The sequence below is a fragment of the Emticicia sp. TH156 genome (genome assembly GCF_002855535.1).
GTDB lineage: Bacteria > Bacteroidota > Bacteroidia > Cytophagales > Spirosomataceae > Emticicia > Emticicia fluvialis.
This window is the reverse complement of sequence record NZ_PKRS01000006.1, coordinates 16301-32157: the sequence shown is the minus strand read 5'-3', so window position 1 is coordinate 32157 and position 15857 is coordinate 16301. Positions and strand designations below refer to the sequence as shown.

Here is a 15857-nt window from a genome sequence, read left to right as displayed (position 1 = left end):
AAACCAATTGATGCACCAAGTAAAAAATAATGCAAGAGAATGGTGTTTAAAAAAAACGGATTCAATTGCATTCAGACAACCCAAAAAGTAAAAACTGAGTAACGATGTAGCGACGGCTTCTGTATAGGAAGTTTCTGTTTTCTATGCGTGCAGGCCAGAATGACATCAAGTCTTTTTTTAGTTGTCAAATTTTAATTGGTCTGAGATGAGGGTACTTACGTTGCTATTAGGAGTGAGGAATGCCACACATGTAAGAGTGTCTTTTGTTTTGGTAGTTATTTTAACCTGTCTTTCCAGCCACCTAAAAGCGCAGGGTAGAATAACCTTCGGCAAAGGTAATATTCAGAATGTAACTGTTTCTTCGTCTTCTGCTGTGGGTAGCCAGGATGGCATCACCACTTTGTTAAGTTCGGGCTTTTTGCCCAATAAAACTGCTGCAGCCAGATTATTATCTCAGGCTACGCTTGGCACAACCTACGATGAAATTGAGAACGTGGCCGCCATTGGTGTAGAGTCCTGGGTTAACAAGCAATTGAATATGCCCAATTCGTTCAGGATTGAGGCCTATCTGCAAAACCTGCATCAGTCTATTGTGGATTCGCTCAGACGAACCGATCCTTCAAAAACAATTGCTAATACCTATGTAACCGACAGACATTTTGATATCTGCTGGTTTCAGGGATTCATGACTGCCCCCGATGTTTTACGTTGGAGAGTGGCTATGGGTCTAAGCCAGATATTTGTTACTTCAAGGGTGTCGGCCTTTGATTCAAACCCGTATGCCCTGGCCAGTTATTACGACCTTCTGCTCGACGGCGCCTTTGGTAATTACCGTACCCTGCTTGAGCGCATTACCTATCATCCGGCAATGGCGGTTTACCTTACTTACATGAACAACCACGCTACTGATATCAATAAAGGTAAACAGATATATCCGGACGAAAACTATGCACGTGAAATCATGCAGTTGTTTTCGATAGGTTTGTTTCAGCTGAATCTGGACGGAACCGAGAAAAAAGACGCCAGCGGCAAGTCTATTCCTACTTATAATAATACCGATATAGCCAACCTTGCCAAAGTATTTACGGGGTTGTCATGGGCTGACAGCCGTTATATAGGCGAAAAAAATAAAGACATCTGGAGTTATACCAGGAAACTGAAGTTTTATGCCGTTGATTCAAGCGATGCCTACCTGAGAACCTGGTCTGTTGCACCAAGAATTGTGAATGCGCATGAACAGGGTCCAAAAACATTTTTAGGCAAAACCATTGAAGCGCGGCCGGTAGAACAAGGTGAACTGGATATCAGTGATGCACTTGATATTATCTTTAATCATCCGAACGTTGGGCCTTTTATGGCACGCAGGCTTATTCAGCGTATGGTTTCTTCTAACCCTACGCCGGCCTATATTGCGCGGGTGGCCTCTGTTTTCAATGATAACGGAAAAGGAGTGAGAGGCGACTTGAAAGCGGTAATAAAAGCAATTCTGCTTGACCCTGAGGCTCGCGACCTCAGTAACAGATATACGGGGGTTCTTAAAGAACCGTTTATCAGATATACCAATCTTATTAAAGGTCTTAATCTGAAATCATCCAGCGGTGTTTACAGAAATACCATGCGCCGGGCTTATGACAGAATGGGGCAACTGCCACTTTTTTCGCCTAGTGTGTTCAACTTTTTCTCTCCTGATTACGTGCCTGATGGAACCATGAAGGAAACAGATAAATATGGACCGGAATTTCAGACATTTAATGCCCAGACCTGGACCGGGTATCTGAACGCCCTGAACAACTGGATAGCCGGAGATGAACCGGTTGATTATATGGGATATTACAGCGCAGAAACCGTTAAAAACGACCAGAGACCCAGATTTGATCTGACGGCCGATTTTCCGCTGACACGTAATGACAGACTTGTGCAGTTGCTTGATAAGTATAACCTTATACTTGCCAGCGGCAGGTTGTCTAAAAAGAGTATGGATATTATAAAAAGAGCTGTATCAGGTATGCCGCTGAGACTTGCCAACGGTGTACCTAACGCAGATGATGCCAATAAAAGAGTGCGAGTGGCCATCTATTTAATTATGGCTTCACCCGAGTATATCATCAATAATTAATGAAGTTATGAACAGACGCGCTTTTTTAAAACAGACCGGTTGTGCAGCCATGGGAGCTACCACCCTGTTAAGCACGCTTACAAGCCTGGGGTCAGTTAACGGTGCCATAGGGCATAAGAGATTCTCAAAGACCGACCTGGGAGAAGACTACAAAGCATTGGTGTGTGTGTTGCTGGCAGGGGGTCTTGACTCCTACAATTTGTTAATACCGAATGGAACCGTAGACAACGGCTATAATGACTATGCCACTACCAGGGCTGACCTGGCCATCCCTCAAAGTTCTATTTTACCGTTAAACAACACAAGCTCTACGGGTTTCAGGGGTATTTCAGGTAACTATGGTTCGTTTGGCGTACACCCGGCTATGGGCGGGCTGAAAGACCTCTATAATAATGGAAAACTGGCATTTATGGCCAATGTTGGAACTTTGGTTCAGCCGGTAATGAATGCCACCGAGTTTAGCAGTGGTCAGAAAAAACTACCGGAAGGTATCTATTCTCACTCAGACCAGATTATGCAATGGCAAACCTCTGTTCCGCAAAGCAGGAAAGCCCTGGGGGTTGGTGGGCGCATTGCAGATTTGCTTAATGGCAGTAATGCCAACAACCAGATATCAATGAATATTTCGCTGGGAGGTAAAAATGTATTCCAGACCGGCGAAAGCATTTCCGAGTATTCAATCAGCAATAATCTAAGCGCCAATACAGTAGGTCTTGATTTGGTGCCTTCGTCTTGGTGGGGCAATTCAGGTATGATCAGTGACCTCAGAAATTCGGCTATCGACAGCCTGATTAGTGATACCTATGCCAACCTTTTGCAGCAAACCTATGCCACGGGTTCAAAAAACGCCGCTTCTTCTTTTGATGTTTTCAGAAATGCCTTGAAGAAAATACCCAACTTTGCCACGCAGTTTCCTAATTCGTCGTTAGGCAATGACCTGGCCGCAGTAGCCAAAGTAATAAGTGTACGCAATAGCCTTGGAGCCAAAAGACAGATATTTTTTGTAACACTGGGTGGCTGGGATATGCACGACAACCTGATAACCGGCCTGAACCAGAGACTACCAATGGTGAACAGTGCATTAAAGGCATTTTATGATGCCACAGTTGAGCTGGGCATAGCAGAAAATGTAACTACCTTTACCATCTCAGACTTTGCCCGTACCATTACATCAAACGGCATGGGGTCTGACCACGCCTGGGGTGGCAACTCAATCGTTATGGGTGGCAGCGTAAATGGAGGCAAAATATATGGGGCTTATCCGAGTATGAATCTGAACAACAACAGCCTGAACGTTTCGTTCAGAGGTAACTTTATTCCGTCTGTATCGACAGATGAACTATACGCCGAAATGGCTCTATGGTATGGGGTAAGTCCGTCAGATTTATGTTATGTGCTGCCCAATATCGGTAATTTTTACGCGTATGCCCAGGGCAATTATCCTATCGGCTTTATGAATATGAGTGGTACTGCCATTTCTACTGAAGACAAGCCGCAATCGTGTTTAACCTATTGAGTGATGCTATGAATAGAACGTTTACACTACTGTTTTTTATTGTGTTTACATCGTCCGGCAGCCTGTTTGCGCAAAACTGTATTGGGCCGGGCGGGCAGGTAAAGTGGTCTTACTGGGCAAACTTTGCCGTTCAGGGTGCACCAGACATAACAGACTTGTCTGTTCTTGAAAACTACCCCGACAAGCCCGATGGTACCCAGATACTGGGGTCACTGCGAGCCCCTGTCAACTACTCCGATTATTTTATTGGTATGATACGCGGTTTTATTAAAGTTCAGCAAACCGAAACGTATCTTTTTAACATTACCAGCGACGACAAAGGTACTTTTTTCTTGAGCACTGACCAGAGCCCGGCTAATAAAGTAAAAATAGCAGAGGTTACATCAGCTACTGGCACTGAAGAAAACGGTAAAGAGGCAGGCCAGACCTCAGCGGCTATTGAGCTGAAGGCAGGGCAGTATTATTATTTTGAAGCCTATAATTTTGAGGCCTCGGGCGGAGACCACCTTGCCTTATGGTGGAAGAAGGCCTCAAACCCCGCCGGAGCCTGGAGCATCATTGATTTTAACAATATAAACGAATACAATTGCGGGCAGGCCTGCCCCCCAAGAGGTACGCTCTGCAATGATGGCAATGCCCTTACCAAAAACGACCAGCAGGATGGCTTCTGCAACTGTGTGGGAGTAGCCCCAACTGCAAATGCCTGTGTGGGTGAGCGTGGTCTGGCAGAAGCCTACTATTATGATAACATTAAAGGCAGCTATGTTGAAAATGACCTTGTTAATTCGCCTAAATTTCCGTTATCGCCTGATAGAAAAGAAAAACTGAAAGGGGCGTTTGGGCCTATACCCACCATACCGATTTATGCTTCTGATAACTATGGTGCCTACGTGCAGGGCTTTATTACAGTGCCTGTGTCTGGCAATTATGAATTTAATGTAACCGGCGACAACCAGACGATTTTTTACCTCAGCAAAAATGACTCAATTGAACACAAACAGACATACAAAGCTGTGGTAATGCAGGGCGTTGATGAAACCGAGCATAACAATGCCCCGGCCCAAACCATTGGCCCTATTTACATGCAGGCCGGTAAGTATTATTATTATGAAATAAGAAACAAAGAAAACAACGGCAGAGACCATTTTAATGTTTACTGGAAAACACCTTTCTATAAAGAAAAGGTCTGGAAGCGCATACCTGCTTTTTACTTGTTCGACTACAAATGTGAGTTAGCCTGCATTGCACAAGGTACCCCTTGTGATGATGGCAACCCTTATACCAATAATGACAAAATCAATGGCAGTTGCGAATGTGTAGGCACGCCCTGCTCAGGGCCCGACTGCATAGACGAAACCGCCAGGTATAAAATGTTTGATTCGCAGGGGGTAACAGACAATCTCTCTACCACCGAAACCTCCTGGTTGTCTTGCGGTACTCAAAAGGCAAATCCGAATGCCGCCAGAGCCGGTAACAAGAACTGGATATTGTATGATTTTTCTAAGCTATATGTGTTTCATGATACCAGGGTCTGGAACTATAACGTTCCGGGCGAGACAGGCAAAGGGTTCAGAAATGTAAATGTTGATTACTCAACAGACGGCAAAACCTGGCAGCCAATTGGCAATGATTATACCTGGCCGCAGGCACCGGGCAGCCACGACTACGCCGGTTTTGAGGGCCCTAATATGAATGAAGTGCGGGCAAGATATATACTGGTTTCAGCAAAAGATAACTGGGGAGACGCCACCTGCACCGGTTTCAGTAAAATCACCTTCAATGCCTCGCTCTGCGATGTGGAAGGGACAGCCTGCGATGACGGAGACCCACTGACCCAGAATGATAAGTTTGACAATAACTGTAATTGCAAGGGGGTAAGTATTAATTGCGCCACAGACTCGCTGGCTTTGCAGAAGAGTTCTATTACCTCGGGCGATTACAAGGCCGCCAGAACAATTGTGGCTCAAACTACCGTTTCTACATCTTCAAAAGATATTTCTTTTACGGCCGGTAATAGTATTGTGTTATTGCCGGGGTTTGAGGTGAACAAAAATTCGGTCTTTACTGCCGACATTGCCGGTTGCGTGCAACAGTCTTTTATAAACAATCAGAAATCGAGAATGGCAGTTGACGATAAAACGGTTTCCGATTTTAAATCAGACACTACCCATATTGATAAGCAGCGGAAAATTGTTTTCCGGATTAATCAGCCGTCGCAGGTGAAACTGACCCTGAAAGACAAAAATGAGAAGATTATAACCACCCTGATTGACGGCTACTCTCAAAACCTGGGTACACAGATTAAGATGCTGCCCGTTAACAAACTACCAAAAGGAGAGTACTGGATTGAGCTGCTGGTGGCAGACAAAGTGCTGAGAGAAAAGCTCGAAATTACGGAATAGAAGAAAACAAGCCTGAGAACACTCCTGCGCTCAGGCTTATTTTTTACTTCAATTGTTTAATTACATCTGTCTTGGCTATAAAACCCTCGTGGGTCCACTGAATTTTACTGTTTTTATAAAGCTGCAAAACAGGCAGGGCATCAACTTTCAGCGCTTTGCACAATTCAGCATTATCATCGGCATTGATTCGTAATACCTGCACTTTATCCTTCATTTCTGAAGCAATCTCATTCAGGTACGGCTCCATTCTTTTACAGGGTTCGCACCAGTCGGCATAAAAATCAACCAGTACCAGTTTATCCGAACTAAGCAGCTGATTAAACTGCTGCCTTGTAAGGCTTACTGGCTTGCTACCGGTTTCAGTGGTTTCAGGCAGGTTGGCTGCCCGCCATTTAATTATGCCACCTTCCAGCTCAAACACATTTTTGAAGCCCATTTCTCGCATTTTGGCTGCCGCCGCTGCGCTGCGCCCACCTACAAGGCAATACACAAAAACAGGCTTGGCTTTGTCAATCTTTGCTACCTCAGCGGCAAAGTTGCTGTCTTTCCAGTTTACATTGCGGGCATCTTTCAGGTGTCCTTTCGAAAACTCTTCCGGTGTTCTTACGTCCAGCACCAAACCCCCGGGCGTTTGTTTGATTTTCTCCGAAAATGCCGCTGCCGGCAGATTATTGGTCTGGCTGTGGCTTTCAGAGCAGGCCAGTGTGGTTGTTATCAGGGCAAATAGCCAGGTATACAATTGTCTTTTCATTTCTTGAATATGATTTAACAGACAGCAAAGATAAGCTATCCTTTGGGTTTTAAACGTGATAAACGTCACAATCGTTATTCAGGCTATAATAAATTCTTTGGCTTGGGGCGGCGGGCTTTATAATCTTGAAAATAAGGCAATTGTTATGGGTTTTGCCAAACATAATTAACACATAATATTGACTTAACATTTGCTTAATATTGACAAGCTAGTTTTGCACCGTGAAAATAAGACACGGAAACCAATATGAACAATAAGAAAATCTCTACTACTCTTTTTTTGTTATTTGCTTCAATTATTGCCTTTGCCCAGACGGGAACCATTCGCGGAACAATCAAAGATGCTAAAACCAACGAAGACCTCATTGGCGCAACTGTTAAAATTGAAGGTACAGCCTTAGGTTCAGTTACTGATATTAACGGTTTCTTTTCGATAGCGAAAGTACCGGCCGGAAAAGTAAAAGTGGTTATCAGCTATGTTTCGTATCAGGACAGAGTTCTGGCTGATGTAGCGGTTGTAAGCGGAAACATTACAGAAATAAACACCAGCCTTGAAGAAGAAAAAACCTTACTTCAGGAAGTAAAAGTTACGGCCAGCCGGTTAACTAATACTGAGGTGTCGGTTATTTCAGAAATAAAAGCTGCACAGATGGTGGTAAACGGTATTTCGGCACAGCAGATTGCCAAAACCCTTGACCGTGACGCCGCCCAGGTTGTGAAGCGCGTACCGGGTATTACTATTGTTGGAGACAGATTCATTAATATCAGAGGTCTTAACCAGCGTTACAACAATGTAATGCTTCATAATGCCTTTACACCCAGTATGGAGACAGACGTTAAGTCTTTCTCATTTGATATTATTCCCAGCTCTCAGATTGACAGGATGTTGATTTATAAAAGTCCTTCGGCTGAGCTACCCGGTGAATTTGCAGGGGGTCTTGTGAAAATCTTTACCAAGAATATCCCTGACAAAAACTCATTGGTAATTGACTATAGCACTTCTTACCGTAGCAATACGACATTCGGAGACTTTTATCAGCCTAACCAGGGTAAAAATTATTGGACAGGGTTCAATAATGGATATTACGACCTGCCAAAGTATTTTCCGGCCAACATTAGCCAGGTAGCCAATAACCCTGCTGCGCTTGAATCGGCGGGACGGTCTTTGAGAAATGAGTGGATTGCCAAAAACTCAACGGCTACACCAGACCAAAGAATTGGTATTACAGGTAATTACAAATTTTCAATCGGAAGAGTAAAAGCGGGTAACGTTACCGCCTTAAATTACTCTGACACCCGTACCAATTTTGTGATTGACCGTAACGATTTCAATGCCAACATCAGCAATACGCAATCACCGATCTATAACTTTAACGACCAGCAATATAGCCGTAATATCCGTGTAGGTGTGATGCACAACTGGGCGTTTCGTCTTAGCGACAATCATTCTATTGAGTTCAAGAACCTGTTTAATCAGTTAAGCAATTCTAATTATACACGCCGTACGGGCCGTGCCATTGAGGCCAACTATAATCCTGATAACCACTCGTTCAATCAGGTTTACCGTGGTATTTATACCGGCCAGCTTACCGGAAAACACACCTTTGCCAATGGCAAAACCAGTATCGACTGGGTAGTTGGTTATAATCATTCGTATCGTGACCAGCCAGACTACCGCCGTTACCGCTCTGATGTTGACCCTAACAGCGGCACCAAATCCGTTTATATCCCGATAGGTACTGCACAGGCGTTCTTCCTGGGAAGATGGTTCTCTAAAATGATTGAAAACGGTTACACAGGCGCTGTGAACCTGACACAGAAAGTAACGCTTTCTAAAGAAAAAGAAACGGAAATGGAACTGAAAGCCGGTGTTTTCTATGAGAAGAAAGACCGTAGCTTTAATGGTAGAAACCTGGGTTATGTACGTGGCTCAAACTTTAACGGAGAGTTATTCACAGCACCTATCAACGTTATTTTCAATAATATTAACGGCACTAACGGTATTAGAATTGACGAGCAGACTAACCCGAACGACTCGTACACTGCGGGTAACAAGTTGTTGGCTTATTATGCAAATGCCAATATTCCGCTAAGCAAAAAACTGAATATCATTGGTGGTGTAAGAGCAGAAGACAATACCCAAAGTTTGCAGAGCGCTTTTATTGGCGGAGCCAGGGTATCAGTTAAAAACCCGGTTTTAAGTATTTTGCCATCGGCCAACCTTTCTTACAACTTTAATGAGAAAATGCTTGTAAGAGCTGCTTACGGACAAACCATTAACCGCCCGGAGTTCAGAGAGCTGGCGCCTTTCTCTTTCTATGATTTTGATTTCAACGTAGTATATGAAGGCTACACCGGCCTTAAGATTTCAACAGTGAATAATTTTGATGCCCGTTGGGAGTTCTACCCTACACCTGCCGAGGTAGTTAGCTTTGCAGTGTTCCACAAGGATTTCAGAAACCCGATTGAAATTGAAGTAGAAGCAGGCAGTGGCTCTTTAGGTGCTAAAACCTTTATTTACAAAAATGCTCAGAGTGCCAGAAGTACAGGGGTTGAACTTGAAATAAAGAAAGGGCTGGCAAGTATTACTTCTTCAAGATTCCTTGAAAGGGTAAGTGTGCTCTTTAATACCACTCTGATTGTAAGTAAAGTAAAACTAAGAGAAGGGGCAGTAGGGCAATCAAATAATCGTCCGTTGCAGGGGCAGTCTCCATACATCGTAAACACAGGTATAAACTACAATGATCAGGAAAGAGATTTCCAGGTAAACATACTCTACAACGTAATAGGCAAAAGAATTTTTGCGGTAGGTTTTCTGGGATACCCCGACCTATACGAAATGCCACGAAACGTGCTTGACCTTACTTTCTCTAAAGGTGTAGGTAGCAGATTTGTTATCAAAGGTGGTATAAACGACATCTTCAATCAGGCAGCTCTAATTCTCCAAGACGGTAATCAGGACGGTAAGTTTGACCGTAAAAATGATGAAATCATGCAGCAATATAAACCAGGCAGATTATTCTCTCTGGGTGTAAGCTACACTTTAAGTGGCAGATAATTAGCAAATCGAATATCAATATATCAAGTAAACATTTTAGGATTTACATTTAAAACCCCAAAAATCATGCAATTTTCCAGATTATCTCGATTGTTTGCAGCAAGTGCAATGGCAGTTTCGGCTGTGTTTGTACTGAACGCATGTAAAGAAGATGAAGAAGTTTTCCCGGCACCAACTGCATCGGCAGGTGCTGAGGCATCTGGTGTTCCAGGAGCTAAAGTAAATGTTACGGCTTCTATCAGTGCACCGGCTGGTTTGAAAACCCTTACTGTTTTGAAAAACGGAGCCGCTTTTGATACAAAAACTTATACAGACGGAGCAACTTCAGACAATTACTCGAAAGAATATACTATTGAAAGCCTGGCTTCTGGTACAACAGTAAACTTTACTGTTATTGCAACAGACACAAAAAACCAGGCATCAGCGCCGGTTACATTTACAGTAAAAGTAACGGCTGTTCCGCCTAAACAAGTGGTTACAGTTAAAGGACTTTTAACAGGCAACATCAGCTGGACAAAAGATAAAATCTACAAATTGTCTGGCTTTGTACGCGTGGGTGGCGACACCACCGAAACCGCTGCTGCTGGTGTTGCAACCGGAACCCTTACCATTGAGGCTGGTACAGTTATTATCGGTGAGCGTTCTACCAAAGGTACTTTGATTATCCAACGTGGTAGCAAAATTATTGCTAACGGTACAGCTTCTGAGCCTATCGTGTTTACATCTGAACGTGGTGTAGGTGAGCGTGAAGCCGGCGACTGGGGTGGATTAGTAATTTGCGGTAAAGCAAAAAATAACCTGCCTGGCGGTTCTGCACAATTGGAGGGTAGCTACAAAGGCTGGCATGGTGGCAGCGATGATGCAGATAACTCTGGTAGCTTGAAATATGTTCGTGTTGAGTATGCAGGTGTGCCTATCAACCCCAATCAGGAAATTAACTCATTTACTTTTGGTTCAGTAGGTAGTGGTACATCACTAGAGTATCTGCAGGCTTCTTATGGTGGCGACGACTCTTACGAGTGGTTTGGTGGTACTGTAAATGCAAAATATCTGGTAGCTTACAGAGGTCTTGACGATGATTTTGATATGGATAACGGTTTTAGAGGAAACATTCAGTTTGCAGTAGGTCTGCGTGGCGCTACAAGTGCTGACCAGTCTGGATCTAACGGCTTTGAAGTAGATAACGATGGTCAGGGAACCTCAGCCGAGCCTTTCACATCGCCAACATTGGCTAACGTATCATTGATTGGAGCTAAACAAAGCCAGGAGACATTTATCAGCACATTGTTCCAGAATGGTATGCACTTACGTCGTAACAATAAAATCAAGGTTTATAACACATTTGTTACGGGTTACCCTAATGGTGTTTATATTGACGGTTCTACTACTGCCGCTAACGCAGTTGCGGGTTCGCTGGTATTAAACAATGTGGTTCTTGCCGGCGTAACAGGCTGGGGTACCAATGGATACGGACAAGGCGCTGCAACACAACCACAAGGTTTTGCGGTACGTGACGTAAACACCTCTACCCCTGCTGCTGCTTTAACTATCGGTACACAAAAGCCATCTGAGTGGTTTGCTTCTTTGGCGGGTAACAAAACTGTTGCTTCATGGACAACCACAGGTATCAGCAATACTGTATTTGGTGCGGGTCGCCCAACGTTTACTATTACTACCTCTGCAACAGATGCCATCACTAAAGGTACTTCAACTGTAACCTTGCCTGCCTTCTTTACTGCTACCGATTACGTAGGAGCATTTAAAGATACAGACTGGACAGCCACCTGGGCTGAGTTTAACCCTAGCGCGGTAGTTTATATCAAGTAATATTTCTTTCAAAAAACAAGGGGTAGGAAGTACCCGCCCCTTGTTTTTTAAGTTTATATCAACACCAATATGAAAAAGAGTTTATGGATTTTTATTTGTCTGATTGCGGTTTCGTGCCAGGCAGACAAATATAAGGTCACTCATTATTTTGACACAGCACAACAAGATACTTTACTCACAAATATCGTAACCTATATTTATAGTAAGGCGCCTCAATCAACCAATCAGACAAGATTCCAAGCCCGGTTCAGGAATTTCTATGTTGCAGCTTTGCCAAAATTCAGCATAGAAAACTATTATGTCGGCCCGGATAGCACCCATTATTTTTTTGTGATACGCCCAGTAGGTAATCTGCCGTATAAGCGTGGAGTGATAGGAAGATACAAACTAGGGAAAAACCTGATGCCGACCAATTTTGAAGAGGTAGTTAATACACCTCATCTGGACGAAAAACTGGTAAAGGAAAGAGGCAGGTTCTTGTTCAAAGAACTGATAAAGACCGGAAACCTGAATAAATACCTGGGCATGAAGCATTACGTAGAATGGCCGGATGCCCATTTGGTTTATGATAAAAAACTGAATGAATGGGTGGCACCCACTTCTGAATCTATACAATAAAAAGACATTAGTTTTATAACTAGAAGATTATCAGCCCTTTGGTTGAGAATTGAATCAGCAGATTCATATTGGTGTTAAATCAGAAAAGTCAGAGGCGTTGCTTCTGACTTTTTCTTTTTCTGTTAGTCTCGCTTTTGCTACAATTCAGAACATCAGACCGACACCGTATCCTATAATTGGCAGCAAAATTTTGCATCGTAATTGCAATTAACCTTATTTAGCTTTAGACCTTTTGCTGCCACTTTTAAGATTAAAGGCAATTTTGCTGACGGGTGGCTGGTTGTCGCCAATCAGAAAACCGAAAGGCTTCAGGTCATCTATTCTGTCAAAAATTACTTTTAGTATCGCCGTAAGCGGTATAGAAAGAAACATGCCTGCAATACCCCATAGGGCTCCGCCAATGAGTACCACTATTATTGAAATAAGCGCGTTTACTTTTACCTTGCTTGCTACTATTTTAGGTACTATGAGGTTATTATCAATAAACTGCACGGTTGAAAAAAGGATAATTACCCAAAGAACATAAATAGGCTCTTTGTTGGTAAGCGCCACCGTAATCGGGAAAACCATCGCTATCAGGTTACCGATATAAGGTATCAGGTTAAGTATGGCCGCAATAATACCTATCAGAATTGCATATTCAATACCCAGCAACAAAAGACCAACCGAGAAAAGCGCCGATACAATAACGGCTTCAATCAGCAAGCCCATCAGGTAGCTTTGAATAAGGGCTTTTGTTTCAATCAGTACTTCTTCTACTATATTTTTTTTCGCATTATGAAACAGCATCGATATAAACTCAAGCAGCAGCGATTTATAAAATAGTATCAGAAATATATAAACCGGTAACAGCACAAACAACGCAAAAATATTACTCATGGCTCCTAGTGTTTTGGTAACTACCACGGTGCCATTCTTCATGCCTTCGGTTTTTATATTGGTTATCATTTCCTGCAATCTGGTTTTACTGAGGCCAAAGGTTTGGGTTACCCAGTTAACGGTTTCTGCAGACAGCGCATCAAATTTTTGCTTGAACTGCGGGAAAGTGTCGCTGAACATAACCAATTGTGAGCCAATAAAAAACAGTACGGCGGCTAAAATAACAAATCCGGCAAAAATAGCCAGGCTGATTGCCAGTATCCGGTTCAATTTTTTACTGCATAAATAATTAACGGCAGGGTTAAGCAGTATGGCAATAACCACGGCCAGAATAAATGGTATAATGATGTTCTGGCCAACGTAAAGTATATAAAAAAAAGCCACAAGCCCCATCACAATTTGCGCAAGTTTCAGGTAAACAGGTAATTTTATAGAATTCAGATCCATGATTTTGTTTGATTAAATTTCTGACTGATATCGCTACCGGGTACTTCAAAAAAATTGTCCAGTTTAATAAGGTAGTATAACGCACACAAATATGCTTGTTTATGTGGATTAGTACGTATAGCCTATGTAGAATTAATTCTACATAGAGTTTATTTAATACTTCCGTAACGTTGAGTTTATATTGGATATCGAACTTACAGGTTCAATTAAGTAATGAAACCTGTGAAGAAAATCCTGGAAAAATCTGAGGTATTATTAATAATCTGGTGCATTATTGCTGCTTTTGGTACGTATTTCTGTATGTATGCATTCCGGAAGCCCTTTACAACCGGACTTTATGAAAACTATCAGTTATGGGGCTTAGGCTACAAGAGTATCCTGATTATTGCTCAGGTTTTTGGCTATATGCTGTCTAAAATAATTGGTATTAAAATAATAGCCGAGCTAAAATCAAAAAGCCGTATTGGGCTTATTATTGGCCTGATAACCTTTGCCGAGCTTGCACTGCTGGCATTTGGGTTTGTGCCTTATCCTTACAATTTTATATTTCTATTCATGAATGGGTTACCTCTGGGCATGGTATGGGGTGTGATTTTCAGCTATCTGGAGGGCCGTAAAATGACGGAATTTCTTGCTTTAGGGTTAAGCCTGAATCTGGTAATGACCTCTGGCGTGCTAAAGACCATTTACCTGTACCTGCAGGAAACTTTTCATTTTCAGGAGTTTCATCTGCCTTTTATAATCGGGCTTATCTTTCTGCCGTTTTTTCTGTTTTTTGTCTGGATGCTGGCTCAGATACCCCCGCCTAATGCAGAAGACCTGAAACTGCGTAACAAGCGCGTGGCCATGACCGCAGACGATAAAAACAAAATTGTGAGGGAGTTTGGTATCGGGCTGTTCTGCTTTGTAGGTATGTACTTGCTGATGGCAACCATGAGAGACTTCAGAGATAATTTTGCAGTAGAAATATGGCGCGAGATTGAGCCTGGGTTTAGTAAGGTAATATTTTCAGAGATTGAAAGCACTATTGGCCTGGTTGTGGTGAGTCTGATAGCGTTGATAGCGTTTATACGAAATAATTTTTATTCGTACCTGACCTTTACGCTGATGATGTTGCTGGCAGTAATGGCCTGTGGGGGTAGCACATGGGCGTTTCAGCAACAGTTGATTTCAGCAAAATTGTGGATGCTGAGCCTGGGCATTGGTTTGTTTTTACCCTATCTTTTAATACAGACCGTTGTTTTTGAGCGGCTGATAGCCCTTTTTAAAGCAAAAGGAAATGTGGGCTTTCTGGTGTATATCTGCGACGCCATCGGGTATCTGGGCAGCGTTTGCCTGTTGCTTTACCGTGAGTTTTTTCTGCGTCAGATTTCGTTTGTCAACGTGCTTATAACGTTCAGCTATATTATTTCGGTAGTGTCGTTTGTTTTGCTGATTATACAGCTCATTTACTTTACAAACAAACATTTAAACGGCCGTGTGTGGTGGAAACTGTCTCCCGAATCTGAAATGGTGTAGCTGGCAGGTATAAAAAAAGGTATTTTCTGCTTGCAAAAAACACCTTTTTTTATGAGGGCTTATTAGTTGGCCGATAGCTCAGATAGAGGCTTGAAATTACCGTTTTTTAGTTTTTCGTCTACTTCGTCATAAGGTAGTACTTCCAGAATATTGGTAAGGTTGATATCGGTAATCTGGTAATCTTCTACTGTTCCCAGTCTTTCAGCAATCAGGTTATAGGCTTCAGACGGGTTCTGGGCGTTAATCAGCATATTAAACGGCGTGCGTTTTTCTTTTTGTGTTTTTTCGTCGAAACTCATGAAGTTTACTTTTACTTTAAACCAGGTTTCGGCGCCGTCTTCTACAAAGAAAACCTCATGGAATTTCCGGCGGGCCAGGCCTGACAAATGAAACTCTGGCACGTTAGCAGCCACGGCTGAGTAGATTCTTGCTTCGGCATCGGTATAAGACACGGCATCTACTAAATATACTTCAGTCACTTTCACTGTTTTGTCTTTTTCGTCTACAATCTGATAGCGAATCTTTCCTTGATACCAAGCTGACATATTCTAAATGGATTATTAATGAATGGAAAACTTTTGTGATGCAAAATTACAGAGGCTATTGAAAAGACCTGTACAAATCTGATAATAAAATTATAGTACTGAGCAGGCAGGTGGGCTTTATAAGCAAGAATAAAGAAACACTACTGAAAAAGGGTGGTAAGAGCTTAGAACGTGGCATGAA

Annotated in this window: 10 protein-coding genes; 7 read left to right on the top strand and 3 right to left on the bottom strand. The window is 42.7% G+C overall.

The genetic code is table 11. The features are described 5' to 3' along the window. Window positions 1-205: 205 nt before the first annotated feature. The 3 genes from C0V77_RS12135 to C0V77_RS12125 are packed head-to-tail and all read left to right on the top strand — an operon-like array spanning window position 206 to window position 6034. Window positions 206-2116 (top strand): DUF1800 family protein, encoded by a 1911-nt coding sequence (locus C0V77_RS12135; RefSeq protein ID WP_101726647.1) that lies wholly within the window; start codon window positions 206-208, stop codon window positions 2114-2116. Between the two features lie 7 nt (window positions 2117-2123). After that, on the top strand, window positions 2124-3632 hold the full coding sequence (locus tag C0V77_RS12130; protein WP_101726646.1) for a DUF1501 domain-containing protein: 1509 nt from the start codon (window positions 2124-2126) through the stop codon (window positions 3630-3632). An 8-nt stretch (window positions 3633-3640) separates the two neighbouring features. Beyond that, on the top strand, window positions 3641-6034 hold the full coding sequence (locus C0V77_RS12125; RefSeq protein WP_143706081.1) for a PA14 domain-containing protein: 2394 nt from the start codon (window positions 3641-3643) through the stop codon (window positions 6032-6034). Between the two features lie 43 nt (window positions 6035-6077). On the opposite strand, the gene C0V77_RS12120 is transcribed toward C0V77_RS12125, so the two are convergent. After that, complete coding sequence (locus C0V77_RS12120; RefSeq protein WP_101726644.1) at window positions 6078-6785, bottom strand: thioredoxin domain-containing protein; 708 nt, start codon at window positions 6783-6785, stop codon at window positions 6078-6080. A 246-nt stretch (window positions 6786-7031) separates the two neighbouring features. On the opposite strand from C0V77_RS12120, the gene C0V77_RS12115 reads away from it, so the two are divergent. From C0V77_RS12115 to C0V77_RS12105, 3 genes are all read left to right on the top strand, one after another. Next, a complete protein-coding gene (locus tag C0V77_RS12115) occupies window positions 7032-9842 on the top strand; it encodes a TonB-dependent receptor (RefSeq protein ID WP_101726643.1) in 2811 nt (936 codons plus the stop codon). 66 nt (window positions 9843-9908) lie between these two features. Continuing rightward, window positions 9909-11669 (top strand): cell shape-determining protein MreB, encoded by a 1761-nt coding sequence (locus C0V77_RS12110; protein ID WP_101726642.1) that lies wholly within the window; start codon window positions 9909-9911, stop codon window positions 11667-11669. Between the two features lie 69 nt (window positions 11670-11738). Beyond that, on the top strand, window positions 11739-12287 hold the full coding sequence (locus C0V77_RS12105) for a hypothetical protein (RefSeq protein WP_101726641.1): 549 nt from the start codon (window positions 11739-11741) through the stop codon (window positions 12285-12287). A 213-nt stretch (window positions 12288-12500) separates the two neighbouring features. Here the strand turns inward: C0V77_RS12105 and C0V77_RS12100 are convergent, their stop codons facing one another. Beyond that, on the bottom strand, window positions 12501-13613 hold the full coding sequence (locus C0V77_RS12100) for an AI-2E family transporter (protein WP_101726640.1): 1113 nt from the start codon (window positions 13611-13613) through the stop codon (window positions 12501-12503). Between the two features lie 222 nt (window positions 13614-13835). Here C0V77_RS12100 and C0V77_RS12095 point away from each other — a divergent pair, with 222 nt between their 5' ends. Continuing rightward, window positions 13836-15131 carry a DUF5690 family protein gene (locus C0V77_RS12095; protein ID WP_101726889.1) on the top strand — a complete coding sequence of 432 codons (1296 nt, stop codon included), beginning with the start codon at window positions 13836-13838 and terminating at the stop codon, window positions 15129-15131. A 62-nt stretch (window positions 15132-15193) separates the two neighbouring features. Here the strand turns inward: C0V77_RS12095 and C0V77_RS12090 are convergent, their stop codons facing one another. Further along, a complete protein-coding gene (locus C0V77_RS12090; protein ID WP_101726639.1) occupies window positions 15194-15676 on the bottom strand; it encodes a DUF4494 domain-containing protein in 483 nt (160 codons plus the stop codon). Between the last annotated feature and the right edge of the window lie 181 nt (window positions 15677-15857).